Raw genomic sequence first — 22,493 nt, forward strand, 5'->3', positions numbered from 1 at the left:
GATGACTCCTTTAAAAGTCTCTTAAGTAGGCTGCCGGCCATCGCTGTGAACCTTGACTTCCCCACTGCAGCGGCCGGTGGAGACCTGTAGGAGGAAGCTCGCGCAGCACATCACAGCGCGCGCGAAGAACACACAGGATGAAAATTCTAACCCGACCAGCGGCTAAAACCCAAAACGCCGTATTCCCCGCTTCGCCATCCGGCACGGAGGGCCCCTCCCCAGGTAAGCCCGCCGCCCGCGCGCGGCCGCCCCAGCGGCCGCAGGAAAGCGAAAGAATACAGCGTAATTTTCAGGTTTGTTCAGGCAGTAGCCGATTGTTTCAGCCCGGTCCGTGCGAACGTGCGTCTCGTATCCAAGGCAGCGTCCCCATCACGCATGCCCTCGTTTGTCCATTCCCTCTAACGGTGCACCGAGAACGCTTCGCCTGCACGGGCCGCGACCTATCCCCAGCTCGCCGCTGCTCGACGGTTGACGTCGGACATACGGTCGTTGCTGTCGGCCACCGTGGTGGAGATGGTGGCGAGCACGGTGTTGAGTTCTGCGGCGGCGCGGTCCCACTTGTCCTGGGCGGCTGCATACGCCGCAGCGGAGTCGCCCTCCCACGTGGACGTCATGGGAGCGATGACAGACTTGAGGTCATCGAGCAGCGAGTTGATGTGCTGAGAGGTCGACTGGATATCGGCAGCGGCACCGGAGATGGCGCCGAATTCGTACTTAATGGCAGACATGAGTTTCCTTCTGTGAGATAAAGAGTGACTGTTCTATGTGGCGCCCGCGCGTAAATGACGCGGCGTGCGCTGCGCGGCAGCTGATGCGCCGTGGCTACAGCGCCAGGCCCGCGCCGCCCACGGCGCTAAACGCCTGTGCGTTCTCGTCTTCAGTGGTGTCGAAGTGGCGGGCATTCGTGCGGATATTGTCGCTGATGGCGGTGAGCGCCTCGCGCAGCTGCTGGGCTGCCGTGTTGTAGCGCTGCATGAGGTTGTCAAAGGAGACCTGCGCACGGCCGTCCCAGCTGGAACGCACGGAGTCCACAACGCCCTGGAGGCGGGTGAGCTCACCCTGGACCTCGGAGTTGGTGGAGTCCACGCGGCCGGCAGTGGCGACCATTACGTCGGCTTCAGTCCTAAAGAGCTGAGTCATGATTGTCCTTTCGAGACATGGAGTAGAAGTAGCGGGCTTGGCCCAGGGCAACACGCCGCCGGACCAGATGAGCGCTCCCCCCGGCGTTTCTGTCCCCCGGGGTGCTTTCTCGTGAGTATTGGACTGGCTTTCCGCGCAAAAGGTTCCCTGCCGCGCACAACTTTTCCCGCGCGCCCACAGGGTCCTGTGCTCAGGGCAGTTTCTCTAAAGACTCCGTCGCAATCCGGCACGCCGCCTTGTGCGCGACCGTCGGTGTCTCCTTGCTGTGGCACCCAACGGAGAGCTGATGGTCGCCGTCGATCCACGTCGTCCACGCCACGATGGACCCGTCGCCGGGGTCTTCGACATACGCCACGCGGCCGTTCGTCTCCGTAAGCTGCGAAAGCTCCTTCTCAGCCTCGACCTGTGCGCGGACCTCATCGAGGATGGCCTGCCCCGGAACGGAATAGAGCGGATCCGCGGCAATGAGCACGCGCAGGTGCGGATCACGGCCGCTGAGCGTGACCAGCCCTGCATCCTCGGTCCACCCGAAGCCACGCGGCAAGGTAAGGCGCATGCCGGCTACTTCCACCGGCGCCCCGGCATCCGCTGAAACGGCGCTGCTCGTGGGCGTGAGCATGCGTGCGCTTTCCGGGACAGAAGGCTGCGGCGACACGACTGAGAGTGACGCTGGGGTTGACGCAGGGGTTGACGCAGGGACCGCTTTCGGCGCCGCATCCGAATCGACCCGCAACATTCCCCATAAAGCACCGCCGCCCAGCACGAGGGCAACGGCGCACACGCCGAGGTGGAGGGGTTCTATCCCGAGTGCACGCAGACCACTCCGCGCAGTTTTCTTTGTATCGCTCTTTCGCCGACGGCCACGTACAGAACGCGGAGGTTCCTGCGCCGCGCCCGCATCAGGCGCCGGCGGGGTGGTCCGTGGTCGAGAGGGCGTCGCGACCGACGGCTTCGGAGTGTCCTCAATAATGCGCACCCCCTCCAGGCGAATATGCCGAGTGATGATCTCCACGGCCTCGCGCCCCACGGCTGAGGCCGAGGGGTCGGCGCACACCATGACCTCGACGGAAGGCCAGGCGGGGCCCACGAGCTTGGCGGCCTGTTCGACCACACCGGCCAAAGCCCAGCCTTCCACGACGCCAGTGCCGGGGAGGTCATAGCGGAAAATGGATTCATGCGCTTCGTAGATGGTGGCGGTATCGAGCACCGTGAGAGTGAGATCAGCCATGTCAGGCTCCTTCCTCAGGGGCGGTAGCAAGCGCTACCTGGATAAGGCCGTGGTCTTCATTGCGCACCACCCACTGGCCGCGGCCGGCAGGCTGGGGCCGCGGTTTGATGCCAAAGATGGGGCCTTCATCCTTGTCCGCGTCGAGTACCAGCGCGCAGGGCAGCTGGTCGCGCAGTGCTGCCAGGAATCCGCCATAGAGCGCACGGCCGATGCCGCCGGACTTGCGTGCGGCCACGACGTGCAGGCCGATGTCTTGGGCGTGCGGCAACAACTCCACGAGAGGCCGCAGTGCGACGTCGGAAACCAAGTCAAGATCGTCGATGACCACGTAAATATCTGGCCCTTCCCACCAGTCGCGGCGCGCGAGCTGGGAGGCGGTGACCTCCGACCCCGGCAGACGTTCGCGTAGCGTTGTCGCCGTCGCGCGCAGCGCTTCCTCGGTGGCGAGTGACTGCGCGGAATAGGCCGCGAGCAACGACTCCTCGACGGCGCCGAGGTGTGCGCGCCGATGGTCGATGAGCACAATACGCGCAGCGTCGCGGCCCCGCGCGGCGATTCCCGCAATGACAGTGCGCAGCAGCTGGGACTTGCCCGAACCCGGCGCGCCCACGCACACCAGGTGGCCTGTCGCCGCATCGTCCCAGGCCATCGGTTCCAGGCGGGGCCCGCCGATGCCCACCGGAATCCCCACTGCATTTCCTGCCGCGTCGCAGGTGAGGTCGGCAAGCAGAATCTCCTCCGGCAGAAGTCGCACACGCGGCGCCGGCTCCACTGCGGCCCACACGTCTGCGATATGCGCCAGGTCTTGGTTGCTGCTGCGGGCGATGAGCATGGGCTCGCCGTCCTGGGTGAGCCCGCGTCCGGGCGCGACGGGCAATGCCGCCTGCGCCTTGCGGTCGATGAGCGAATCCATGGGCTCGCCCAAACGCAGCTCGAGGCGGTGCGCGATGAGGTCGCGCACGGCCGGGCGCATGGTCGTCCAGCGCGGAGTGGAAACGACGAGGTGCACCCCCGCAGAGGGCCCGTCCGCGGCGAGTTGAGTGAGCCGCTCGCCGACGTCTTCAAAGTCCGCACCTGCAGTTCCCACGTGGTGCCAGCCGTCGACGAGGAGAAAGACGTCGCCCGAGCGAGTCGCGGTCGCGTCAGCCGCGGCGTCCGCCACCAGCTGTGTCACCTCGTCGACGATCCGGCGGAGCTTCTCCGGCTCGTGCTTCGTCGCCACGCCGGAGACGTGCGGCAGGCGCTCGAGCGTCGCGAGCTGCCCGCCGCCGCAGTCGATGACGTAGAAGCGCACCGCAGACGGTGACCGGCCCGCGGCCAACGCGGCGACCACGGTGCGCAGCATCGTCGACTTCCCCGACTGCGGGCCACCGCACACGGCGAGGTGCCCGCCCGCCGCAGCCAAGTCCACCACGAGCGGATCTTGACGCTGGTGGTACGGCCGGTCCACGATGCCCAGCGCCACGGCCAGGCCCGCCCCAGAACCGGGTTCGGCTCCCGCGACAACCTCCGGCAGCTCGATGACAGGCGGCAACGGCGGCAACCAGATGCGGTGCGCCGCCTGGCCCCGCGCGGTGGCTTCGGCACGCGCCACGTCGACGACGGCATCGAGCAAAGTCGTCGAGTGGTCGAGCTGCGTCTCTTCCTCCGCCGCATGCGGAGAGGCCTCACCTGTCGCGTCCCAGCTATGGAAGAGCGTCACCCTGCCGCGCACTGGCCCGTCCGCCGCGGCGAGGACTCGGCGCGCAAGCGGACCCGAGACATACGCGGCCTGCATGCGCGCGGGTTCCTCCGCGCCCGTCTTGAGGTAGCCCGCGCCCGGCTTAGTGGGCAGCGCATAGGCGTCCGTAATGCCCAGCACCTGGCGCGACTCAGCTGCGGAGAAAGTCTTGAGACCCACGCGGTACGACAGGTGCGAATCGAGCCCGCGCAACCGGCCTTCCTCCAGCCGTTGCGAGGCGAGCAGCAGGTGGACGTGGAGCGAACGGCCCAGACGGCCCACCGCCACGAAAAGGTCCGCGAAGTCCGGATGTTGCCCAAGCAGCTCCGAGAACTCGTCGACGATGATGACGAGCGCAGGCAGCGGCCCGTACCGGGCGACGGCATCCTCAGAGGCGTTGAAGTCGCCCACGTTCGCAAAGTTGCCCGCCGCGCGCAACAGTTCCTGGCGGCGGTTGAGCTCGCCTGAAATCGCGTCAAACATGCGGTCAACGAGGATGGATTCCTCCTCCAGGTTGGTAATCACCGCCGCCGTGTGCGGCAAGGTATCACAGCCCAAGAACGTCGCGCCGCCCTTGAAATCGACGAGCACGAGGTTGAGCTCGTCCGGGCTATGCGTCGCCGCGAGAGCCGTGACGAACGTGCGCAGGAGCTCGGACTTTCCACTACCCGTCGCGCCGATGCACAGACCGTGCGGGCCCGCGCCCCCATGCGCGGCCTCCTTGATGTCGAGGTATACCGGCACCCCGTCCGTGTCCACGCCCAAGGGCACATTGAGTCTTTCTCGTCCCGCACGCCCCGGCCACAAACGCGCGGCAAGCTCGCCGATGTCCCGGTGCCCCAGCAACCGCAGCAAGTCCCCGTCCGTGACGCGTGCGGTGGACACCGCACCCTCGGGGCGCCGGCACGGCGCCAGCTGACGGGCGAGGTGCAAGGCAGCGGCCTCCGGGGCGGCATCGGCAAGCCCGAGCTCCTCATCGCCGGCCTCAGTAACAACGCGCAAGGCCCCGGTCACATCCGTGACGAGGAAGAGTCCCTCCTGCTCCGCGCGCAAGCCCAACGCCGTGGACGGGCGGGCGCCCACGTCGATGATGGTCGTGAGCGTCTCGTCGTGGAAGAAGTCCTCCAGGCCCGTTGTCGTCACCGAGTCGACGAGCAGCACGTGATATCGCGCCGCCCGGGGCTCGCGCGTGTGGGGCAGCCACTTGAGCCACTCCCAGCCCTCCCCCAGCGCCGAGATGCCCACCGTCTCCGGGCCGTGCGCTGCGGCGAGTTCCATGACCATCGCTCGAGCAAGCTCCCGTGCCTTTGGACCGCCGATACCCAGGAAGCGAAACGCACGCAGCTGAATGACGATGGGCATTCCCGGCAGCTGCCCCGCGGAATGGACGAGCTGGCGCAGGCTTACCGTGCACACTGGATCGACGTCCTCGGGCGCGTCGATATCAGGGAAGGTAATCGGCGTGCACAGTGCCACCGCACCCTCGCCCACGCGCACCGCGAGCGCATCGTCATCCTGCGCGTCGCGCTCCCACAGGCGGTTGGAGCCCACCCACGCGACCAGCTGGTCATGCCGCGGATGGTGGTGGACCGCATGCGCGCGTTGGGCAGCGGCATGCTCCTCCGCCTTGCCGCGCAACGCCTTGAGGTGCCGCAGGTAGGTCCGGCGCCGCTCGTTCGGATCATCGGCGGAGCCCTGCGGCGCAAACATCGTCGCGACGGAGGCAAGCATCATGAGCGGGAACATGAGCATCATCGGGTTGAGCTCGCGCCCGCCACCGCCGAGCACCATGAGCGCGACCATGCCGAGCATGGCCACGATCATGACGACGGGCAACAACAGACGCACGAGCGGCACGGGCTTGGGCTTCGCGGCGTCCGGCACAGCCTCGGCCTGTAAAGAGCCGCTGGGCAGCGGCGGTGCCGGGTCGCGCGGCGCGCGCGGAATGGTGGTCACGGGCATGGAATAATCCCCCTCGTAGAACTGGTCCAGGTACTGGGGCCACCCCACAACCGGCATCCCCCAGCCGTAAGCCCCCTGCTCACGGCCCGTCCGCCGCCGTAGCGGTGGACATGCGCCTACAAGTAAGCCACAATGTGAGCCATTGGGCAAGGGGGACGCCCAGCCGTCCCAGAACATTTCTGGGGCGCCACCACGAAAAATACCGGGGGAAAATTCCGCCATGATGACCGCTACGAGCGTGCGCGTCACCGTCCGCGCGCACGCCGGCCGCTTCCACAAACAAATCGACGTGTCATTGCCCGTCGAGGCCAGCCTCGACGAGGTCTTAGGCGAAGTCACCGATCTTCTCGGCGCGCCGCTGCTGTCCACGCCGTGGCGCGCCNCGCTCGCCACGCGCGCGGCGGGGTTGCGCGTACCCCAGCTCCCCACCGCCGGCGAGGAGCCCACCGAGGACGAGCTCGGGGATATCCTCGATCCTCTCGCTGACTCCCGTGCCCGGCGCGCCCGCGAGCTCTACGAGGGTGCTCTCCTCGCGTGTGCCCTCGCCTGCATACCCGCACTGGGATTCCTCGTGCGTGGCGTCGCAGCGGGTCTGCCCGGTGGCTGGGTCGCGGGACTCGCCGCGGCGATGAGCGGCGCCTTTCTTCTCCACGCCGCTCGTCACGCCTCGGCACGCGGGACGTGGCTACTCATGGTGGGGGCCGCCGGCGGAGTTATCGCCCTCTGCGCGCTTGCCGTTATCGCCGTGAGTGCCGGGTTTGCCACTGGCACGTGGGTCCTGCTCATCGCCGCCGTCCTCATTGCTGCAACAGCTGCGACGGCCTGCCTCTGGGCACCGCGCGTCGCGCGTCTCGAGCCGACCACGCTCGTGTGGTTCGAACGCGCCGAGGCTTTGGCTCTCACCGCCATCGTGCCGTTGGCGCTGCATATCGCCGGCGTCTTCGTCCTGATTCGCGGGCTGGGCTAGCCATGCGCCGCCTTGTTCTCGTCGCGGGCATTGCCGCAGCGTGTGCACTTGTCCCTCCTGCCTTGGCCCAAGAACCCGCGACTGCCTGCATGGTCCCGGTGCCCGGGGAGGGCTCGCCCGCGCCCACCGCGCAACAAGCCGACTACCGTGCCCGGCTCCACGCCTTGGCGACAGGTCGCGGCGTGCGCGTCGCCGTCATCGACACCGGAGTCGCACGCCATGATCAGCTCGCCCGCCTGGAGTCCGGGCCGGACCTCGTCGCGCCGGATTCCCCGGACCCGCATCTCGACTGCGACATGCACGGCACCGTCGTTGCCGGGGTCATCGCCGCCCGTNAGCGCTTCCCCGACGCCACCCCGGCGCAGCTGCGCGAACGCCTGCACGCAACGGCACATCCGGGCTCTGGGTTCGTCGATCCGCTCGCTGCCGTGAGCGCTACAACTTTCTCCCAGAGCCGCGTCGTGCGTCCTGCATTCGTGGCGCACCCCGCACAGCGAGACGCGGAGCCCGCGCGGCGTTTGGCGTGGCTAGCAGGGTCGCTCGCCTTCCTTGCTCTCGCCATCGCGTGTGCAGCGGCGTTACGCCCGCGACGAATTCGTGAGGAGGATTGCTTCAACGCCCGCCACGTAACATGAGTACTATCTCCGGTTTCTCACATCCAGAGTAGAAAAGGGTTGGAGAGACCTTGTGCCACTCAGCGCAACGCAATCAGCTCGGCGTACAGACTGTAACTATCCGCTACGAGGACACCTGGCGCAGGTCACCGTGAGCGGTAAGAATTATGAACGGTGGCAATACAACCCCCCTAATACGCTGTAGCAAGGGTGGGTCTACCTTTTACAGAGTCGCTACTTGCTCGATTCTCCTTGAGAAACGGCACCTGTATCACCCGCGAGGGCAGCGACGCGGGATAGCTCCGAGCCTTCCGGCAACAGGCGCACAATGTCCCACGGCGCGCTGGCCGCGGCGTTCAAGCCGAGTGCCTCCCATTCGGCCTGCGAGGGGACGGTGTGGCGGGTGCCGGTCGCGGAAACAACGAGACGGCCGTGGCCCGTGTCCACGGCGNGACGCGACGAGGACTTCGGCTTGCGCGGCGGTGAGCGGTGCGACGCCGTCGTCCGTGTGCGCCCACAAGCCGTGGCCGGAATCCCAGACCTCCGGGAGGTCAGCGGGCAGCGCGAAGGCTGGCAGCTCCGAAACGGCATTGAGGAACTCCGGCGGCACCGCGCGGCGCGGGGCGTCCGGCTCGATGCCGACGACGCGGGCGATGGTTGTCGCAAGCTCGTCTTCATCTAGCGGGCGCCGGCCGTCCTCGGTGATGAGCCACGTGCGTCGTTCCGCCACGACGAGGGCAGCGTCCTCGGGGCCGAGGAGACGCACGGGGCGCTGGGCGTGAACGATGGTGCGGCCGGTCGGCTCGCCGGCGGCGTCAATGGAGGTCACGAAGGCGACGGTGTCCTCGGGAGTAGGCTCCTGGCACAGCGCCCAGGGGGTGCTGGAGGGTGAAGAATTGAGGAAGCCGGGGGCATCGGCAAGCCCGGCGGGCACACCGAGCGATGCTGCGGCGAGGATATCGGGGCCGATGGGGGCGGCATCGGCAGGCGCACCGGTGAGCAGACGGGCCGAGGCGAGGTTGGGGACGGGGTGGAAGGTGCCGTCGATATTAGCGAGGACCTGGCCCTGCGCGGTGCGGACGATGGGTTGCGCACCCGGATCCGGGTTGGGCTGGAGCCAGGCGATGAGGCCAGCACCCGCGGCGATGAGGACTGACAGGCCCACGGAGATCCAGGCGGCGCGGCTGCGGCGCGCGAGGGGATCGTGAATCATGCGAATATCGCCGAGGACGAGGCCGTGCTCAAGCCGTCGTTGCAGGAAACGGTGACCAGAAATTTGGGCTTTGGTGGTCGGTCGCAGACGCGCCATGGTGAACTCCCCCGAGTAGCAATGCGATGTGCGCTCATCCTAACCCGGAGCGCGCTGGCCCGCTACTCGAGCGAGCGGCGATTGCGGGCCGCCTCGGCGCGGGCGGCGAGATCCTCCGACGCCGGGTAATCGACGCCGGTGAGTGACAGGCCTTTGGCAGGCGCGACCGGGCATGTGTCCGAGCGTTGCGTCTCGCCGAGGAGCGCCGCAGCGAAATCGACGTCGCGGCGGCCCTCCCCCACCGCCAGGCAACAGCCGACGAGGGAACGGACCATATTCCAGCAGAAAGCGTCTGCGGTGAGGTGGGCCTCATAGAGCTCCGGCTCGTGCGGCGTTGAGACATCGTGCCAGGTGAAGGACTGCAGATCGCGGATCGTCGTCGCGTGCGGCTTGGGCCGGCAGAAGGCCGCGAAGTCGTGGAGGCCGACGAGCACAGTGGCGGCTTCTTGCATGGCGTCGATGTCCACGGCGTGGGGCCACATGGCCGTGTCGCGCGCGCGGGTGGGCAGCGAGCCCGCGGGGAACGTGGTGACGCGGTAGACGTAGCGACGGGCGAGAGCGGAGAAGCGCGCATCGAAACCCTCAGGTGCGAACGTCACGTCGTGGACGCGGATATCTTCGGGCAGGAGTTTGGCCAGGCGCCGCACGAGGGTGGACGGATCGCCGTGGATGCTGCGCGACTCGAGCAGTGCGCGGGGCACGTCCGCGTGGGCGACCTGATGCGCGGAATGCACGCCAGCGTCGGTGCGGCCGGCGACGGTGAGCTCGATCTCGGTCTGCGCGATGAGCGAGAGTTTCTCAGCGAGGACGCCTTCGACGGTGCGCAGCCCGCCTTTCTGCTTGGCCCAACCGTGGAAGTCCGTGCCGTCATAGGCGAGGTCGAAACGCAGGCGGACGGTATCAGGCGAGGGGGCAGTCATACTCCGGGATACTACCAATTCGGTGTGGCTGTACCGCGGCTGAATAGGCATTCTGTGTTGCGGCTGACAATTGCGGGCAGATTCCAATACTATTGCCAGCAAAAGTATGTCATACTATGTGCCATGCCTCACGTGAGCACGCTCACGGGGCGTACGACCGACAATATTTCCCAATCGAAAGGAAACACGATGACGAAGTTCAAGAAGTTTGGTGCCTCTGTGTCCGCCATCGCGCTTGCCGGCGCACTCACCGTTGCCGCACCGAACGCTGTGGCCGCAGACAACGGCGACCAGACCGGCTCCTCCGCGTCCGGTAAGCAGGACGGTTCTTCGAACGCAGACGGCAAGGAAGGCAACGGCTCCAGCGACGAAGAGCTGGCCAAGAAGTTCCCGACCCTGAGCTCCAAGGATGGTCAGAAGCCGGATTCCTCCTCCACTGAAGAGCAGGCACTGCTCGGTGTGGGCATCACCGCCGGCATCCTGGCTCTGGGCGCCGCTCTTTGGCCGCAGATCCAGCAGTTCCTGCCGAAGATGTAATTCTTCACCGGAGGTTCCAGCTGCGCGCGACGACATCTCCGCAGACGACAAAGACCGCAACCCTTATGCAGGGTTGCGGTCTTTGCGTATGCGGGCTTTAGGCCCCGGGGAGATTAGTTCTCCTCGGTAGCCTCGGCCTCGGTGGCCTCCTCAGCCTCAGCGGCCTTGGAAGCAGCAGCGCGGGTTGCGCGGGTGGCCTCGGAGGAAACGGTCTCCTCCAGCACCAGGGCAATCTGGGACATCGGGGCGTTGTCGCCACGACGGTTGTCCAGCTTGATGGTGCGGGTGTAGCCGCCCTCGCGGTTTGCGAACTGCGGTGCGAGATCATCGAAGAGGTGAGCAACAACATCCTTGTGCGGGATGAGCTTGAGAACCTCGCGACGGTCGGCAATGGAGCCGCCCTTCGCCTTGGTAATGATCTTCTCGACGTACGGGCGAAGCATCTTCGCCTTGGCATCGGTGGTCTTGATCGCGCCGTGCTCGATGAGGCTGGCTGCCAGGTTGCTCAATAGGTGAGCCTGCTGCGCAGCGGAGCCGCCGAGACGGGCGCCCTTCTTCGGGGTAGGCATTGTGTACTCCTCGTGTGCTTTTTAAGTGTTAAGCGCGTTTAGTGACTATTTACTCGGATTCGCCCGCGGACGGATCCTTGAAGTCACCGGTTTCTGCGTCATAACCCTCAAGCTGGGTCGGGTCAAAGTCCTCAGGGGTGTCCTTGAGGGCAAGGCCCAAGCTGTTCAGCTTGATCTTCACCTCGTTGATCGACTTCTGACCGAAGTTGCGGATATCCAGCAGGTCCGACTCGGTGCACTCAGCGAGCTCACCGACGGTGTGGATTTCCTGGCGCTTCAGGCAGTTGTAGGAGCGAACAGAGAAGTTCAGGTCCTCAATCGGCATGGAGTAAGCAGCGATGTACTCGGTCTCCTGCGGGGAGGGGCCGATCTCGATGCCCTCGGCAGCCGTGTTGAGCTCGCGCGCCAGACCGAAGAGCTCGACCAGGGTGCCGCCGGCCGAAGCCAGAGCGTCACGTGCGGTGATCGAGTTCTTGGTCTCGACGTCGATGATGAGCTTGTCAAAGTCGGTGCGCTGCTCGACACGAGTAGCTTCGACCTTGTACGAGACCTTGAGGACCGGCGAGTAAATCTGGTCGACCGGAATGCGGCCGATCTCACCGGACGTCGGGGCAGCCGGGACGTAGCCGCGACCGCGCTCGACAACGAGCTCCATCTCCAGTCGAGCGGTGTCGTTGAGGGTGGCGATGTGCAGATCCGGGTTGTGGATCTCCACGCCTGCCGGCGGCTGAATGTCGCCTGCAGTGACCTCGCCGGCACCTTCCTTGCTCAAGTACATCACGACCGGCTCATCAGAGTAGGAGGAGAGCACGAGGCCCTTGATGTTGAGGATGATCTCGGCAACGTCTTCCTTGACACCAAAGATCGTGGTGAACTCGTGGAGCACACCGTCAATCTTGATCGAGGTCACTGCCGCGCCCGGGATGGACGACAGCAGCGTGCGACGCAGCGAGTTGCCGAGGGTGTAACCGAAACCCGGCTCGAGCGGTTCGATGGTGAACTTGGAACGAGCCGAGTCGATAACTTCTTCGGTGAGCTGAGGACGCTGGGAAATGAGCATGGAACTTCTCCTTGTCGACGCCCGCTATTTGACGTCGGTAGAGGGTGAATATGTGGGTTAGACGAAGGGTTACTTCGAGTAAAGCTCGACGATGAGCTGCTCCTGCAGCGGGATGTCGATCTGAGCGCGCTCGGGCAGCTGGTGCACGAGGATGCGCAGGGTGTCGGGAACGACCTGCAGCCATGCCGGAACGACGGCATCGACAAGGCGATCCTGAGCGTCTTCGAACCATTCCATCTTCTTGGAGCGGTCACGGACATCGATGATGTCGTACTGGGTGACCTGGAAGGACGGAACGTTGATCTTCTTGCCGTTCACGGTGAAGTGACCGTGGGAGACAAGCTGGCGAGCCTGGCGACGGGTGTTGGCCAGACCTGCACGGTAGACCACGTTGTCGAGACGAGACTCGAGCAGGATGACCAGGTTGTCACCGGTCTTGCCCGGACGACGGTTGGCCTCTGCGTAGTAGCGACGGAACTGACGCTCCAGCACACCGTAGGTGTACTTTGCCTTCTGCTTCTCCTGGAGCTGCAGCAGGTACTCAGATTCCTTGATGCGGTTGCGGCCTGCCTGTCCCGGGGGGTACGGGCGGCGCTCAAACGCCATATCTCCGCCGACGAGGTCGACGCGCAGACGGCGGGACTTACGAGTTGCTGGGCCGGTATAACGAGCCATGAGTTTTTACCTCTATCCTTTCTGTCTGCTTAGACCTTGCGGCGCTTGGTCGGACGGCAGCCGTTGTGCGGCTGGGGGGTGGCATCCGTGATCGAGGAAACCTCGAGGCCTGCAGCCTGCAGGGAACGGATGGCGGTCTCGCGGCCGGAGCCCGGACCCTTGACGAAAACGTCAACCTTCTTCATGCCGTGGTCCATGGCCTTGCGGGCAGCGGACTCAGCAGCCATCTGAGCTGCGAACGGCGTGGACTTACGGGAGCCCTTGAAGCCGACGTGGCCGGAGGACGCCCAGGAGATGACAGCACCGGACGGGTCCGTGATGGACACGATGGTGTTGTTGAAGGTGGACTTGATGTATGCGTGGCCCTGGGCCACATTCTTCTTTACGACGCGACGGCCAGTACGACGCGCGCCGGAACGAGTCTTCGGAGGCATGTATTACTTCTTCTTTCCTGCGATCGTCTTCTTCGGGCCCTTGCGGGTACGAGCGTTGGTCTTGGTGCGCTGACCGCGGACCGGGAGGCCACGACGGTGGCGAATGCCCTGGTAGCAACCAATTTCAATCTTGCGACGGATGTCAGCCTGAACCTGGCGGCGGAGGTCACCCTCGACCTTCCAGGTAGCTTCGATGACGTCACGCAGAGCGGCAACCTGATCATCGGTCAGGTTGTCGGTACGCAGGTCCGGAGAGATACCAGTCTTCTCCAGCAGCTCGGCGGCGCGAGCCGGACCGATGCCGTAAATGTAGGTCAGTGCGATCTCCATACGCTTGTTACGCGGGAGGTCAACACCAGCGAGACGTGCCATGTGGCGTGTCCTTTCGGGTTGTTACGGTGGTTTTCTCCCTATCCGTCCCACACACCGTTCACGCTTCGCCCGGACCGTGCCGGAAACTGTGGGTAAACGCTACTGTGCGGGCTCTGGCCACCGCGGCCTGAGGTGCACGGACGACCAACGCGCGAGCTCACGCTCGCGCGCAGTGATGGTCGCCTTGGGTAAGGAGGCTTAATTTCTGTGTTTACTTGTAGCGGTAGACAATGCGTCCGCGGGTCAGGTCATAAGGGGACAGCTCCACGACCACGCGATCCTCAGGAAGGATGCGGATGTAGTGCTGACGCATCTTGCCCGAGATGTGAGCAAGAACCTTGTGTCCGTTGTCGAGCTCGACACGGAACATTGCATTCGGCAGGGGTTCGATGATTCGACCCTCGACCTCGATTGCGCCTTCCTTAGCCATAACCTCTACTTTTCTAGGCCCGGACAAGTACGCCGTGGCCTGCATGTTTGTATCTACTGCGGTGGTGCATCAACCCGCGTGCAAGCACGCGCGCATACACCAACGTTCAATAATACGCATGAACGACACGAAAACCAAATAAACGCCCAGCGCACGAGGCGCTAGGCGTTCGCAGCTCACGCCGCGGAGTGACAAAGACTAGAAGATGAAGACCTTGTCGCCAACCTGCAGGTCGTTCCAGTACGCCACGGCGTCCTGGTGCTGCAGGTGGATGCAGCCGTGGGAATCATACGCGGGGGAGCCTTCGTGGAAGGCGTGGCCAGTGTTGGTGAAGTAGATCGCGTACGGCATCGGCGCGTTGCCGAACTCGCGGGAGACTTCGTCCTTGACCTTGTACTGGACATTGAAGGCGCCGCGCGGCGTGGCGAGCCCCGGGGTGCGGGCGCCGGAGGAAATCCACTCGGCAACATGGGTGACGTTGCCGTTGTCGTCCTGCAGCCAGGAACGGTTGCGATCGATATCGACGCATGCGTCAGCGTCACGCGGGCAGGGGCCGCGGTCGAACTCGTTGCGTTTGCGCTGCTCCTCGGCAATGCGGGCGGCTTCCTGAGCGGCGGCCTGCTCGCGCGCAACCTGTGCGGCGTGCTCGCGCTCGAGGCGCTCCTGCTCTGCGCGAATCTCCGCGTTCTTGCGGGCGACAAGACCCGGGAAGACGGCGTTGACCGTGTTATCGACGGCCTGCTCGAGGACCGGAATAACCTGCGGATTGTTGATGGTCTTGATCTGCTTGATGAGATCGTTGCGCTGCGCCCATGCCTGTTCTTCGCTCAGGCCCAGGAACTTGCCAATCTGAATCTGCGAGGACATCTGCTCCACGGACGGAGCGGAAGGAAGAGTCTGAGCGCCGGCGACGGGGGTCGCCAGGAGGGATAGGGAGACGGCCACGGCCGCGAGCGGCGCGGCGACCTTCGTCAGGTTGTTTTTCGACATGCTGGCAGTATAGACCGAAACCTAGCCGTGACATAGCCGAGGACTTAGTTTTCGCTGGGACTTTTTAAGACCGGCTGCTTGAAGCCCAGTTCATAGCTGAAGTCGGCGCGACTGACCTCAATAGCGCGGGGTAAGGATACGGGGGCCCTCCGCCGTCGCTGCAACGGTGTGCTCCCAGTGCGACGCCCATGAGCCGTCGAGGGTGACCACGGTCCAGTCGTCGTCCAGCACTTCGTTGTCCTCCGTGCCCAGCGTGAGCATGGGCTCAATGGCTAGGACGGAGCCCTCCATAATGAACGGGCCGCGACCGCCACGCCCCTCGTTCGCGAGATACGGGTCCTCGTGCATTTCACGGCCAATGCCGTGTCCGCCGTAGCCATCCACGATAAACAGCTCGGTCTCGAACTTCAGCTCAGCAGCATACGTTGCCTGCTCCAGCGCGTGCGAGACGTCCGTGAGCCGGTTGCCCGGCACCATGGCCTTGAGTCCTTCCATGAGCACCCATTCCGTCGCCCTATTCAGGGCGTCGGCGCGGGGGCCAAGCCTTCCGATGCCGAATGTCCAGGCGCTGTCTCCTACCCACCCGTCCAACGTGGCCCCGCAATCAATCGAGATGAGATCGCCGTCTTCGAGCACCACGTCGGCCGAGGGGATGCCGTGGACGACGACATCGTTGACGGAGGCACAGATGGACCCGGGGAATCCGCCGTAGCCCTTGAACGTCGGGATAGCGCCGGCGTCGCGAATGGTGGCTTCGGCAAGCTCATCGAGCTCCAGCGTCGACATACCAGCCTTCGCGGCGGCCCTGACGGCTTGGAGAGTGCGGCCGACGATCTCTCCGGCTGCCTGCATGGCATCCAGCTCGCCCGGGGTGCGGGCGACCATCTTTTTGTGGCGACGTGCCATGATGTGGGGTCCTTTCTGGGAGGGGTGAAAACTGCGCAAGCGCCAGGGTATATCTCCCTGGCGCTTGACTGCTGCTTGGACGGCTTACTTGCCGATGGCAGCGAGGGTGCGAGCGTTGATGTCCTCAACGGTGCCCTCTGCCTTGACGGTGATGATCTGATCACCGTAGTGCTCAATGAGCGGGAAGGTCTCGTCGCGGTAGACGCCGAGACGGGTGCGGATGGTCTCCTCGTTGTCATCGGCGCGGCCGCGGGCGAGCATGCGCTCGACGACGACGTCCTCAGACACCTCGTAGTTGATAACGCCGTCGAGCTCGAGGCCCTTGTCGGCGAGCAGCTTGGTGAGGATCTCGGCCTGCTCCACGGTGCGCGGGAAGCCATCGAGGAGGAAGCCGCCCGCGGCGTCGTCCTGGTTAAGGCGATCCTCGACCATGCGGGCGGTGACGTCCGTGGGGACCAGCTTGCCGGCATCAATGTAGGACTTCGCCTCGACGCCCAGCGGGGTGCCCTCGCCAATGTTGGCGCGGAACAGGTCGCCGGTCGAGATGTGCGGGATATTCAGCTTCTCGCTGAGGATAGCTGCCTGGGTGCCCTTGCCAGCACCGGGAGGGCCGAGGAGTACGTAACGCATTACTTGAGAAGTCCTTCGTAGTTAGATTGCAGAAGCTGGGACTCGATCTGCTTGACGGTGGTCAGAGCAACCGAGACCATAATCAGGATAGCCGTACCACCGAACGCGGACATGCCGTTTGCGGAATTGTGGCCAACACCAAGGTCGAGCAGGATGTTCGGCAGGATGGCGATGATGGCCAGGTACAGCGAGCCGACGAACAGCAGGCGGTTCATGACAAAGCCAAGGTATTCCGCGGTGGGGCGGCCCGGGCGGATGCCCGGAATGAAGCCACCGTAGCGCTTCATGTTGTCTGCTTGCTCGTTCGGGTCGTACTGCACAGAAACGTAGAAGTACGAGAAGAAGATGGTAAGCACGAAGTACGCCACGATGTACTGCCAGGAGCTCGGCGCCTGCAGGTGCGCGATGACATTGCGCTGCCACCAGTTATCCGGCACCGTTGCGGAACCCGAGTTGACGATCTGCGTGATGAGCACCGGCATGTAAATGAGCGAGGACGCGAAGATGACCGGGATAACGCCGGCCTGGTTGACCTTGAGCGGCAAGTAAGTGGAGGAACCACCGTACTGGCGACGGCCGACCATACGCTTGGCGTACTGCACGGGAATGCGGCGCTGGCCCTGCTCGATGAAGGTGATGCCCACAACGAGAACGATGAGGCCGACGGCAATCATCGCGAAGACGAGGCCACCATTGTTCTGGAGGATGTTAATGCCATCGGTAGGCAGGCGGGTCGCGATACCCGCGAAGATGAGCAGCGACATACCGTTGCCAATGCCCTTCTCCGTGATGAGCTCGCCCATCCACATGACGAGCACGGCGCCCGAGGTCATGGTGATAACGAGCATGATGAGCGTAAAGATGTTGCGGTCCGCGGTAAGGACCTCAACGCCCTGGCCCAGCAGCTGCTGACGGTCAGCGAGCGCCACGATGCCGGAGGACTGCAGCAGCGCCAGAGCGACCGTGAGGTAACGCGTGTACTGCGTCATCTTCGCTTGTCCGGACTGGCCTTCCTTCTTGAGCTGCTCGAAGCGCGGAATAACCACGGTAAGCAGCTGCACAATAATCGACGCCGTAATGTACGGCATGATGCCGATGGCGAAGATGGACAGCTGCAATAGCGCACCGCCCGAGAAGAGGTTGATGACCGAGTACAGGTTGCCCTGCTCCTCAGTTAAGGTACGCAGTCGACCGGCGATCGACGCGTAGTCGACGCCCGGGGACGGAATCTGCGCGCCGACACGGTAGAGGATGATCATCACGAGAGTGAAGATGATCTTCTTACGCAGGTCGGCGTCCTTGAAGGCCTGGAAAATGGCGGACACTACTTTTATCCTCCTGCCCTCTCGGCAGTCGCGCCGCACGCTCATGGACGGCGCGGAGACCTGAGAGGGGGAACTCATCTACCCCAGCGGACCCTGCCCACGCCGCGCACCGCGCGACGATTCAGCGAATCCTTAGGGACGGTTGAAACTTATGACCTCACTACCCTACCAGCATCGCGCGCAACCGCCACAATAACCGCATATCTCACGGCGCCATGTCCACGGCGATCCCGTCGAATTCCCCCGCCACGATCAGGGTGCGCCACAATAGTGGCCCGTCGTTGCGATAGTCAAGACCGGCGCGTACGTGCCTGTGGAGAACTTTGTCGGTTGCACACTATAGTTGGCGATTTCGGGCAGTTTTCCACAGATTGAGTTTTCACCCTAGCGGGCCTTGACATGCGTTGTTTAGCGTCGAAGCCATGAACTCTTTCGTCTCTCGGCTCAAGGAAGAAAACGTCGACTCCTTGCGCGAACTTACAGGCTGGCGCCGCACCGACTACTGGGACGCTGGCCTATCGACCGCCGACGCCGACTTCTACATGCCTCTCGTGCGCACCTTTTGGGAAGCCTCCCATCCACGCATCGGCGAAGCCCGGTACGCGGTCTCGAACGCGTCCTTACCATTGGACTCCCATCCACGCATCGGCGAAGCCCGCGACGCTGCCCGCCGCCTCGGCCACGGCATCCGGGTCCTGGCCAAAATCGACCGGCTTTCCAAGAAAGGCGACAACCCCAACGACCTCCGCGTGTTGTTGTGCGGCACCCGCGAACAAGACCTAGACAAGGTCGCAGCGCAGCACACCACCCCACCCGAAACCAAAGACGAGGCCACCGTCGGCGTCTCCCAGGACGGGCGCAACCGACTGGTCATCCGCTCCACCGAAGCGTGGCTTATGGACTACATCCACGGGCTGCCCGGCGTGGAACCCGGCAACTACGATGGCCTCTACGAGGGCTTGAAGAAGCACGTAGAAAACCGCACGCAGCTCACCGCGCCGCGGCGGATGATCCACATCCTCGTCAACCTCCACGACTTGGAGATGATTCTGCGCGGCGACGGCGAGGACATCCTCGTGCGCGCCACAGACGGCACGTGGCGCACCGGCGCAGAACTTATGGAAGAACTCCTCGCCNTGGCTTATGGACTATATCCATGGGCTGCCCGGCGTGGAACCCGGCAACTACGATGGCCTCTACGAGGGCTTGAAGAAGCACGTAGAAAACCGCACGCAGCTCACCGCGCCGCGACGCATGATCCACATCCTCGTCAACCTCCACGACCTGGAGATGATTCTGCGCGGCGACGGCGAGGACATCCTCGTGCGCGCCACAGACGGCACGTGGCGCACCGGAGCAGAACTCATGGAAGAACTCCTCGCCGGCGTGGGACTTGCCACGATTGTCAACGCGCGCAACGAGCCGATGAAGCAATACCGCCTCAAACGCTACTTCACCCAAGCCCAACGCGACATGATAGCGGCGGTCCAGCACACGTGTATGGACCCGGACTGTAAGATTCCGTTCTCGATGTGCCAGGCCGACCACCTCAAAGCCTGGGCGAAAGGCGGGGAGACCAACCTGGACAACATCCTCATGCTGTGCGAATACCACAACATGAAAAAGAGAGACGGCGACGTCTACTACAAAGGCTCAGACGGGCGAATCTACAAACGCCGGGAATTCGGACCCGACATCCCCTGCAACTAGACCAACAGACAACCCGCCCCGAAGGGCGGGCACTTCAGCATGCCGTTTTCAGTCTGCCCAGGACAACGGCGCTTGGGCGTGCGGCCCTGGCAGGTTCCCCGGTCCGGTCAATGACGGTACCGTTGCCACACGCCCGTACCGGTACGCAAACTCCTCCGGCGCCACAGGCTCGGGCACCGAAGCATCCGAGCCGGCTATCCGCCGAGTAGAGGTCCGCGATGCCGCACGCAGCCTGCACCGGGGAATCGAAGCCGCGGCGGTCTGCCTACACGAACCCGGACGGTACCCGCACAACACCACATCGCCCGTCCGCGACGGCACTGCTCTAGCCATGACCGGTGGCCAGGCACTGAGCGGGGATCTCCAGCTTCGTCAGCGGATAGATGCACGGCACGTCAGCGCCGAATCCAACGAGGAATTGCCCTGCGCTCGGCCCCGCCAGCACACGCGTGAGGTCAAGGACCTTGAGGGGACTGGGACGGAGACGCGGGGCGGCATCGGAAAGCTGGATGTAGGCCCAGCCGTCGCGGGTAGGAACGAACCCGGAATCGGCGCCAAAGAGCGACACGACCGCGCCATCGAGGCGCATGGTGTTGACGGCATTGCACGAGGTCATGACGGGAACGAGGAATCCTGTCACGTTGTGCGGTTGCATAGTGGAAGCCTACAAAACGCACGACACGCCCCACCATGACGGTGGGGCGCGACGTTTCCGCTTAGTTACTTCGCGGCAGCGGTAGTGGAACCACCGGCAGCCTCGATCTTCTCCACTGCGGACTTGGAGAACTTGTCAGCGGTGACGTTCAGCTTGACGCTGAGCTCACCGTTGCCCAGAACCTTAACCGGCTGGTTCTTGCGAACCAGGCCAGCTGCGACGATGTCAGCCTTCGTGACGTCGCCACCGTTCGGGAACGCCTTGGCCAGGTCGGCAACGTTGACAACCTGGTACTCGACGTGGTTCGGGTTCTTGAAGCCCTTGAGCTTCGGCAGACGCATGTGGATCGGCATCTGGCCACCCTCGAAAGCGGCCGAAACCTGCTTACGAGCCTTGGTGCCCTTGGTACCGCGACCAGCGGTCTTACCCTTGGATGCCTCACCGCGGCCAACGCGGGTCTTCGGCTTGTTAGCGCCCTTGGTCGGGCGCAGGTCGTGGAGCTTGATGATGTCAGCCATGGTTTACTCCCCTGCCACTTCTTCGACGGTGACCAGGTGGCGAACCTTCTGAACCATGCCGCGGATGATCGGGGTGTCCTGCTTAACAACGGACTGACCGATGCGCTTGAGGCCGAGAGCCTCCATGTTCGCGCGGTGGTTCGGCTTGGTGCCCACCAGGCCCTTTACCTGAGTAATCTTCAGAGCCATTGTTTATGCCTCCTGACCTGCGCGCTTGCGCAGCATACGGGCCGGGGTGACCTCTTCGACGGTCTTGCCACGACGGGCAGCGACCTCTTCGGGGCGGACCAGCTGCTTGAGGCCGTCCACGGTAGCGCGGACGACGTTGAGGGCGTTGTCGGAACCCAAGGACTTCGCGAGGATGTCCTGGACACCGGCGCACTCGAGCACCGGGCGGGCAGCGCCGCCAGCGATGACACCAGTACCGGGGGCAGCCGGCTTCATCATGACGATGCCGGCGGCGTCGCGACCCTCAACCGGGTGGGTGATGGTGCCGGCGATCATCGGGACGCGGAAGAAGTTCTTGCGAGCCTCTTCGGAGCCCTTCTGGATGGCGGCCGGAACTTCCTTGGCCTTGCCGTAGCCGACGCCAACCATGCCCTGGCCGTCGCCCACGACCACGAGGGCGGTGAACGACATGTTGCGGCCACCCTTGACGGTCTTGGAGACGCGGTTGATGGTCACAACGCGCTCGATGTACTTGTCGCGCTCAGCATCCTGCTGGTTGCGACGGTCGTTGCGGCGGTCGTTACGACGGCCGCCGTTGTTGCGGTCGTTGTTACGACCGTTGTTCTCGGCGGAGCGTCCGCCGTCACGCTGTTCACGGTCCGACATTAGGCGTTCCTTCCGTTGATGTTTCCGTTTGCGTTGATCATTAGAACTTCAGACCACCTTCACGTGCGGCGTCTGCCAGAGCGGCGACGCGACCGTGGTACTGGTAGCCCGAGCGGTCGAAGACGACCTTCTCGATGCCAGCAGCCTTGGCGCGCTCAGCAACGAGCTCGCCAACCTTAGCGGCCTTGGCCTTCTTGTCGCCCTCGATGGCGCGCACGTCGGCTTCCATGGTGGAAGCAGCAACGAGCGTGTGGCCAGCGAGGTCGTCGATGACCTGCACGTGCATGTGACGCGACGTGCGGTGCACGACCAGGCGCGGTGCCTCAGGGGTGCCGCGCAGGGTCTTACGGATGCGGAAGTGGCGGCGAGCACGGGCTTCACGACGACGCGTGGAAATGTCCTTGCCGACCGGGGTGCGCTTGGAATTCTCAGTGTTTGCCATTGCTTACTTACCCGTCTTTCCGACCTTGCGGCGGATCTGCTCGCCGTCGTAACGAATACCCTTGCCCTTGTAAGGATCGTCCTTACGCAGACGGCGGATGTTCGCGGCGATCTGTCCGACCTGCTGCTTGTCAATACCAGAAACCGACAGCTTGGTAGCGCCGTCGACTGCGAAGGTGATTCCCTCCGGTGCCTTGATGAGGATCGGGTGGGAGTAGCCCAGCGAGAACTCAAGGTCCTTGCCCTTAAGCGCAACACGGTAACCAACGCCGAAGATTTCCAGCTTGATGGTGTAGCCCTCAGTAACGCCAACGACGGCGTTGTTGAGCAGGGAGCGAGTCAGGCCGTGCAGAGCGCGGTGCTTGCGCTCGTCGTCCGGACGGACGGCCTTGAGCTCGCCGTCTTCGACGACAGCGGTGATCGGCTCCGGCATGGCGACGTGCAGCGTGCCCTTGGAGCCCTTGATCTCTACATCCTGGCCGTTGATGTTGATGTCAACGCCGGACGGGACGGTGATTGGTGCGAGACCGATACGAGACATGTGTCA

At 64.2% G+C, this 22,493-nt stretch carries 27 protein-coding genes and 1 pseudogene; 4 read left to right on the forward strand and 24 right to left on the reverse strand.

All coding sequences use genetic code 11. From position 1 onward, the window contains the following. Window positions 1–440: 440 nt before the first annotated feature. The 4 genes from BN9444_RS00180 to eccCa form a co-directional block, all read right to left on the reverse strand. On the reverse strand, window positions 441–728 hold the full coding sequence (locus BN9444_RS00180; protein WP_066486245.1) for a WXG100 family type VII secretion target: 288 nt from the start codon (window positions 726–728) through the stop codon (window positions 441–443). Window positions 729–822: 94 nt separating this feature from the next. Beyond that, the gene (locus tag BN9444_RS00185; protein ID WP_066486252.1) at window positions 823–1,140 is read right to left on the reverse strand and encodes a WXG100 family type VII secretion target; all 318 of its coding nucleotides are present in this window, start codon (window positions 1,138–1,140) and stop codon (window positions 823–825) included. A 190-nt stretch (window positions 1,141–1,330) separates the two neighbouring features. Continuing rightward, on the reverse strand, window positions 1,331–2,368 hold the full coding sequence (locus BN9444_RS00190) for a type VII secretion-associated protein (protein ID WP_066486255.1): 1,038 nt from the start codon (window positions 2,366–2,368) through the stop codon (window positions 1,331–1,333). A 1-nt stretch (window position 2,369) separates the two neighbouring features. After that, entirely contained in the window at window positions 2,370–6,050 is a 3,681-nt protein-coding gene (eccCa, locus tag BN9444_RS00195; protein ID WP_066486359.1) for a type VII secretion protein EccCa, read from the reverse strand. 223 nt (window positions 6,051–6,273) lie between these two features. On the opposite strand from eccCa, the gene eccD reads away from it, so the two are divergent. Further along, window positions 6,274–7,017 (forward strand): type VII secretion integral membrane protein EccD, encoded by a 744-nt coding sequence (gene eccD, locus BN9444_RS00200; RefSeq protein WP_478219557.1) that lies wholly within the window; start codon window positions 6,274–6,276, stop codon window positions 7,015–7,017. A gap of 89 nt (window positions 7,018–7,106) precedes the next feature. Then, window positions 7,107–7,652, forward strand: a complete 546-nt coding sequence (locus BN9444_RS15420) for a S8 family serine peptidase (protein WP_068801226.1) — start codon at window positions 7,107–7,109, stop codon at window positions 7,650–7,652. 213 nt (window positions 7,653–7,865) lie between these two features. On the opposite strand, the gene BN9444_RS14915 is transcribed toward BN9444_RS15420, so the two are convergent. From BN9444_RS14915 to truA, 3 genes and pseudogenes are all read right to left on the reverse strand, one after another. Then, a complete protein-coding gene (locus BN9444_RS14915; protein ID WP_233423539.1) occupies window positions 7,866–8,222 on the reverse strand; it encodes a type VII secretion protein EccB in 357 nt (118 codons plus the stop codon). Continuing rightward, window positions 8,113–8,940: pseudogene (gene eccB, locus BN9444_RS00210) on the reverse strand (type VII secretion protein EccB); the annotation flags it as partial. The gene BN9444_RS14915 and the pseudogene eccB, both read right to left, overlap by 110 nt. Window positions 8,941–9,002: 62 nt before the next feature. Beyond that, window positions 9,003–9,860, reverse strand: coding sequence for a tRNA pseudouridine(38-40) synthase TruA (truA, locus tag BN9444_RS00215; protein WP_066511117.1), 858 nt, complete (start codon window positions 9,858–9,860; stop codon window positions 9,003–9,005). Between the two features lie 189 nt (window positions 9,861–10,049). Here truA and BN9444_RS00220 point away from each other — a divergent pair, with 189 nt between their 5' ends. After that, window positions 10,050–10,397 carry a hypothetical protein gene (locus tag BN9444_RS00220; protein ID WP_068801227.1) on the forward strand — a complete coding sequence of 116 codons (348 nt, stop codon included), beginning with the start codon at window positions 10,050–10,052 and terminating at the stop codon, window positions 10,395–10,397. 113 nt (window positions 10,398–10,510) lie between these two features. On the opposite strand, the gene rplQ is transcribed toward BN9444_RS00220, so the two are convergent. The 11 genes from rplQ to BN9444_RS00275 form a co-directional block, all read right to left on the reverse strand. Further along, window positions 10,511–10,966 carry a 50S ribosomal protein L17 gene (gene rplQ, locus BN9444_RS00225; protein ID WP_066486273.1) on the reverse strand — a complete coding sequence of 152 codons (456 nt, stop codon included), beginning with the start codon at window positions 10,964–10,966 and terminating at the stop codon, window positions 10,511–10,513. A gap of 49 nt (window positions 10,967–11,015) precedes the next feature. Further along, entirely contained in the window at window positions 11,016–12,026 is a 1,011-nt protein-coding gene (locus BN9444_RS00230; RefSeq protein WP_068801228.1) for a DNA-directed RNA polymerase subunit alpha, read from the reverse strand. A gap of 69 nt (window positions 12,027–12,095) precedes the next feature. Then, window positions 12,096–12,701, reverse strand: coding sequence for a 30S ribosomal protein S4 (rpsD, locus tag BN9444_RS00235; protein ID WP_066486284.1), 606 nt, complete (start codon window positions 12,699–12,701; stop codon window positions 12,096–12,098). A gap of 29 nt (window positions 12,702–12,730) precedes the next feature. Next, on the reverse strand, window positions 12,731–13,135 hold the full coding sequence (gene rpsK, locus BN9444_RS00240) for a 30S ribosomal protein S11 (protein ID WP_066486287.1): 405 nt from the start codon (window positions 13,133–13,135) through the stop codon (window positions 12,731–12,733). 3 nt (window positions 13,136–13,138) lie between these two features. Continuing rightward, window positions 13,139–13,507, reverse strand: coding sequence for a 30S ribosomal protein S13 (gene rpsM / locus BN9444_RS00245; protein WP_066486295.1), 369 nt, complete (start codon window positions 13,505–13,507; stop codon window positions 13,139–13,141). A 211-nt stretch (window positions 13,508–13,718) separates the two neighbouring features. Then, window positions 13,719–13,937 (reverse strand): translation initiation factor IF-1, encoded by a 219-nt coding sequence (gene infA, locus BN9444_RS00250; RefSeq protein WP_004566852.1) that lies wholly within the window; start codon window positions 13,935–13,937, stop codon window positions 13,719–13,721. A gap of 198 nt (window positions 13,938–14,135) precedes the next feature. Beyond that, the gene (locus BN9444_RS00255) at window positions 14,136–14,927 is read right to left on the reverse strand and encodes a L,D-transpeptidase (RefSeq protein WP_066486305.1); all 792 of its coding nucleotides are present in this window, start codon (window positions 14,925–14,927) and stop codon (window positions 14,136–14,138) included. A 117-nt stretch (window positions 14,928–15,044) separates the two neighbouring features. Then, on the reverse strand, window positions 15,045–15,833 hold the full coding sequence (map, locus tag BN9444_RS00260; protein ID WP_066511123.1) for a type I methionyl aminopeptidase: 789 nt from the start codon (window positions 15,831–15,833) through the stop codon (window positions 15,045–15,047). An 84-nt stretch (window positions 15,834–15,917) separates the two neighbouring features. Beyond that, window positions 15,918–16,463, reverse strand: coding sequence for an adenylate kinase (locus BN9444_RS00265; RefSeq protein ID WP_068801229.1), 546 nt, complete (start codon window positions 16,461–16,463; stop codon window positions 15,918–15,920). Beyond that, window positions 16,463–17,788, reverse strand: a complete 1,326-nt coding sequence (gene secY, locus BN9444_RS00270) for a preprotein translocase subunit SecY (protein ID WP_066486322.1) — start codon at window positions 17,786–17,788, stop codon at window positions 16,463–16,465. Before secY ends, BN9444_RS00265 begins: the two co-directional genes overlap by 1 nt. Window positions 17,789–18,567: 779 nt before the next feature. After that, window positions 18,568–18,822, reverse strand: a complete 255-nt coding sequence (locus BN9444_RS00275) for a hypothetical protein (protein ID WP_068801230.1) — start codon at window positions 18,820–18,822, stop codon at window positions 18,568–18,570. 109 nt (window positions 18,823–18,931) lie between these two features. Here BN9444_RS00275 and BN9444_RS00280 point away from each other — a divergent pair, with 109 nt between their 5' ends. Then, window positions 18,932–19,498 carry an HNH endonuclease signature motif containing protein gene (locus BN9444_RS00280; RefSeq protein ID WP_068801231.1) on the forward strand — a complete coding sequence of 189 codons (567 nt, stop codon included), beginning with the start codon at window positions 18,932–18,934 and terminating at the stop codon, window positions 19,496–19,498. Window positions 19,499–19,823: 325 nt separating this feature from the next. On the opposite strand, the gene BN9444_RS00285 is transcribed toward BN9444_RS00280, so the two are convergent. The 6 genes from BN9444_RS00285 to rplF form a co-directional block, all read right to left on the reverse strand. Then, on the reverse strand, window positions 19,824–20,153 hold the full coding sequence (locus tag BN9444_RS00285; RefSeq protein WP_068801232.1) for a CoA transferase: 330 nt from the start codon (window positions 20,151–20,153) through the stop codon (window positions 19,824–19,826). A 65-nt stretch (window positions 20,154–20,218) separates the two neighbouring features. After that, window positions 20,219–20,671: a 50S ribosomal protein L15 gene (gene rplO, locus BN9444_RS00290; protein WP_066488981.1), complete on the reverse strand. Its 453-nt coding sequence runs from the start codon at window positions 20,669–20,671 to the stop codon at window positions 20,219–20,221. A gap of 3 nt (window positions 20,672–20,674) precedes the next feature. Beyond that, a complete protein-coding gene (gene rpmD / locus BN9444_RS00295) occupies window positions 20,675–20,860 on the reverse strand; it encodes a 50S ribosomal protein L30 (RefSeq protein ID WP_066488994.1) in 186 nt (61 codons plus the stop codon). Between the two features lie 3 nt (window positions 20,861–20,863). After that, window positions 20,864–21,505 (reverse strand): 30S ribosomal protein S5, encoded by a 642-nt coding sequence (rpsE, locus tag BN9444_RS00300; protein WP_066488996.1) that lies wholly within the window; start codon window positions 21,503–21,505, stop codon window positions 20,864–20,866. A 40-nt stretch (window positions 21,506–21,545) separates the two neighbouring features. Next, window positions 21,546–21,947 carry a 50S ribosomal protein L18 gene (rplR, locus tag BN9444_RS00305; RefSeq protein WP_066488998.1) on the reverse strand — a complete coding sequence of 134 codons (402 nt, stop codon included), beginning with the start codon at window positions 21,945–21,947 and terminating at the stop codon, window positions 21,546–21,548. A 3-nt stretch (window positions 21,948–21,950) separates the two neighbouring features. Beyond that, entirely contained in the window at window positions 21,951–22,487 is a 537-nt protein-coding gene (gene rplF, locus BN9444_RS00310) for a 50S ribosomal protein L6 (protein ID WP_066489003.1), read from the reverse strand. Between the last annotated feature and the right edge of the window lie 6 nt (window positions 22,488–22,493).

This window comes from Corynebacterium phoceense (assembly GCF_900092335.1).
In the GTDB taxonomy this organism is placed as follows: domain Bacteria; phylum Actinomycetota; class Actinomycetes; order Mycobacteriales; family Mycobacteriaceae; genus Corynebacterium; species Corynebacterium phoceense.

Bases quoted from the DNA above. Each gene is read 5' to 3' on its own strand.
- BN9444_RS00180 (WP_066486245.1), bottom strand. From the start codon at position 728: ATGTCTGCCATTAAGTACGAATTCGGCGCCATCTCCGGTGCCGCTGCC.
- BN9444_RS00185 (WP_066486252.1), bottom strand. From the start codon at position 1,140: ATGACTCAGCTCTTTAGGACTGAAGCCGACGTAATGGTCGCCACTGCC.
- BN9444_RS00190 (WP_066486255.1), bottom strand. From the start codon at position 2,368: ATGGCTGATCTCACTCTCACGGTGCTCGATACCGCCACCATCTACGAA.
- eccCa (WP_066486359.1), bottom strand. From the start codon at position 6,050: ATGCCCGTGACCACCATTCCGCGCGCGCCGCGCGACCCGGCACCGCCG.
- truA (WP_066511117.1), bottom strand. From the start codon at position 9,860: ATGACTGCCCCCTCGCCTGATACCGTCCGCCTGCGTTTCGACCTCGCC.
- BN9444_RS00220 (WP_068801227.1), top strand. From the start codon at position 10,050: ATGACGAAGTTCAAGAAGTTTGGTGCCTCTGTGTCCGCCATCGCGCTT.
- rplQ (WP_066486273.1), bottom strand. From the start codon at position 10,966: ATGCCTACCCCGAAGAAGGGCGCCCGTCTCGGCGGCTCCGCTGCGCAG.
- BN9444_RS00230 (WP_068801228.1), bottom strand. From the start codon at position 12,026: ATGCTCATTTCCCAGCGTCCTCAGCTCACCGAAGAAGTTATCGACTCG.
- rpsD (WP_066486284.1), bottom strand. From the start codon at position 12,701: ATGGCTCGTTATACCGGCCCAGCAACTCGTAAGTCCCGCCGTCTGCGC.
- rpsK (WP_066486287.1), bottom strand. From the start codon at position 13,135: ATGCCTCCGAAGACTCGTTCCGGCGCGCGTCGTACTGGCCGTCGCGTC.
- rpsM (WP_066486295.1), bottom strand. From the start codon at position 13,507: ATGGCACGTCTCGCTGGTGTTGACCTCCCGCGTAACAAGCGTATGGAG.
- infA (WP_004566852.1), bottom strand. From the start codon at position 13,937: ATGGCTAAGGAAGGCGCAATCGAGGTCGAGGGTCGAATCATCGAACCC.
- BN9444_RS00255 (WP_066486305.1), bottom strand. From the start codon at position 14,927: ATGTCGAAAAACAACCTGACGAAGGTCGCCGCGCCGCTCGCGGCCGTG.
- map (WP_066511123.1), bottom strand. From the start codon at position 15,833: ATGGCACGTCGCCACAAAAAGATGGTCGCCCGCACCCCGGGCGAGCTG.
- BN9444_RS00265 (WP_068801229.1), bottom strand. From the start codon at position 16,463: ATGCGTTACGTACTCCTCGGCCCTCCCGGTGCTGGCAAGGGCACCCAG.
- BN9444_RS00280 (WP_068801231.1), top strand. From the start codon at position 18,932: ATGGACTATATCCATGGGCTGCCCGGCGTGGAACCCGGCAACTACGAT.
- BN9444_RS00285 (WP_068801232.1), bottom strand. From the start codon at position 20,153: ATGCAACCGCACAACGTGACAGGATTCCTCGTTCCCGTCATGACCTCG.
- rplO (WP_066488981.1), bottom strand. From the start codon at position 20,671: ATGGCTGACATCATCAAGCTCCACGACCTGCGCCCGACCAAGGGCGCT.
- rpmD (WP_066488994.1), bottom strand. From the start codon at position 20,860: ATGGCTCTGAAGATTACTCAGGTAAAGGGCCTGGTGGGCACCAAGCCG.
- rpsE (WP_066488996.1), bottom strand. From the start codon at position 21,505: ATGTCGGACCGTGAACAGCGTGACGGCGGACGCTCCGCCGAGAACAAC.
- rplR (WP_066488998.1), bottom strand. From the start codon at position 21,947: ATGGCAAACACTGAGAATTCCAAGCGCACCCCGGTCGGCAAGGACATT.
- rplF (WP_066489003.1), bottom strand. From the start codon at position 22,487: ATGTCTCGTATCGGTCTCGCACCAATCACCGTCCCGTCCGGCGTTGAC.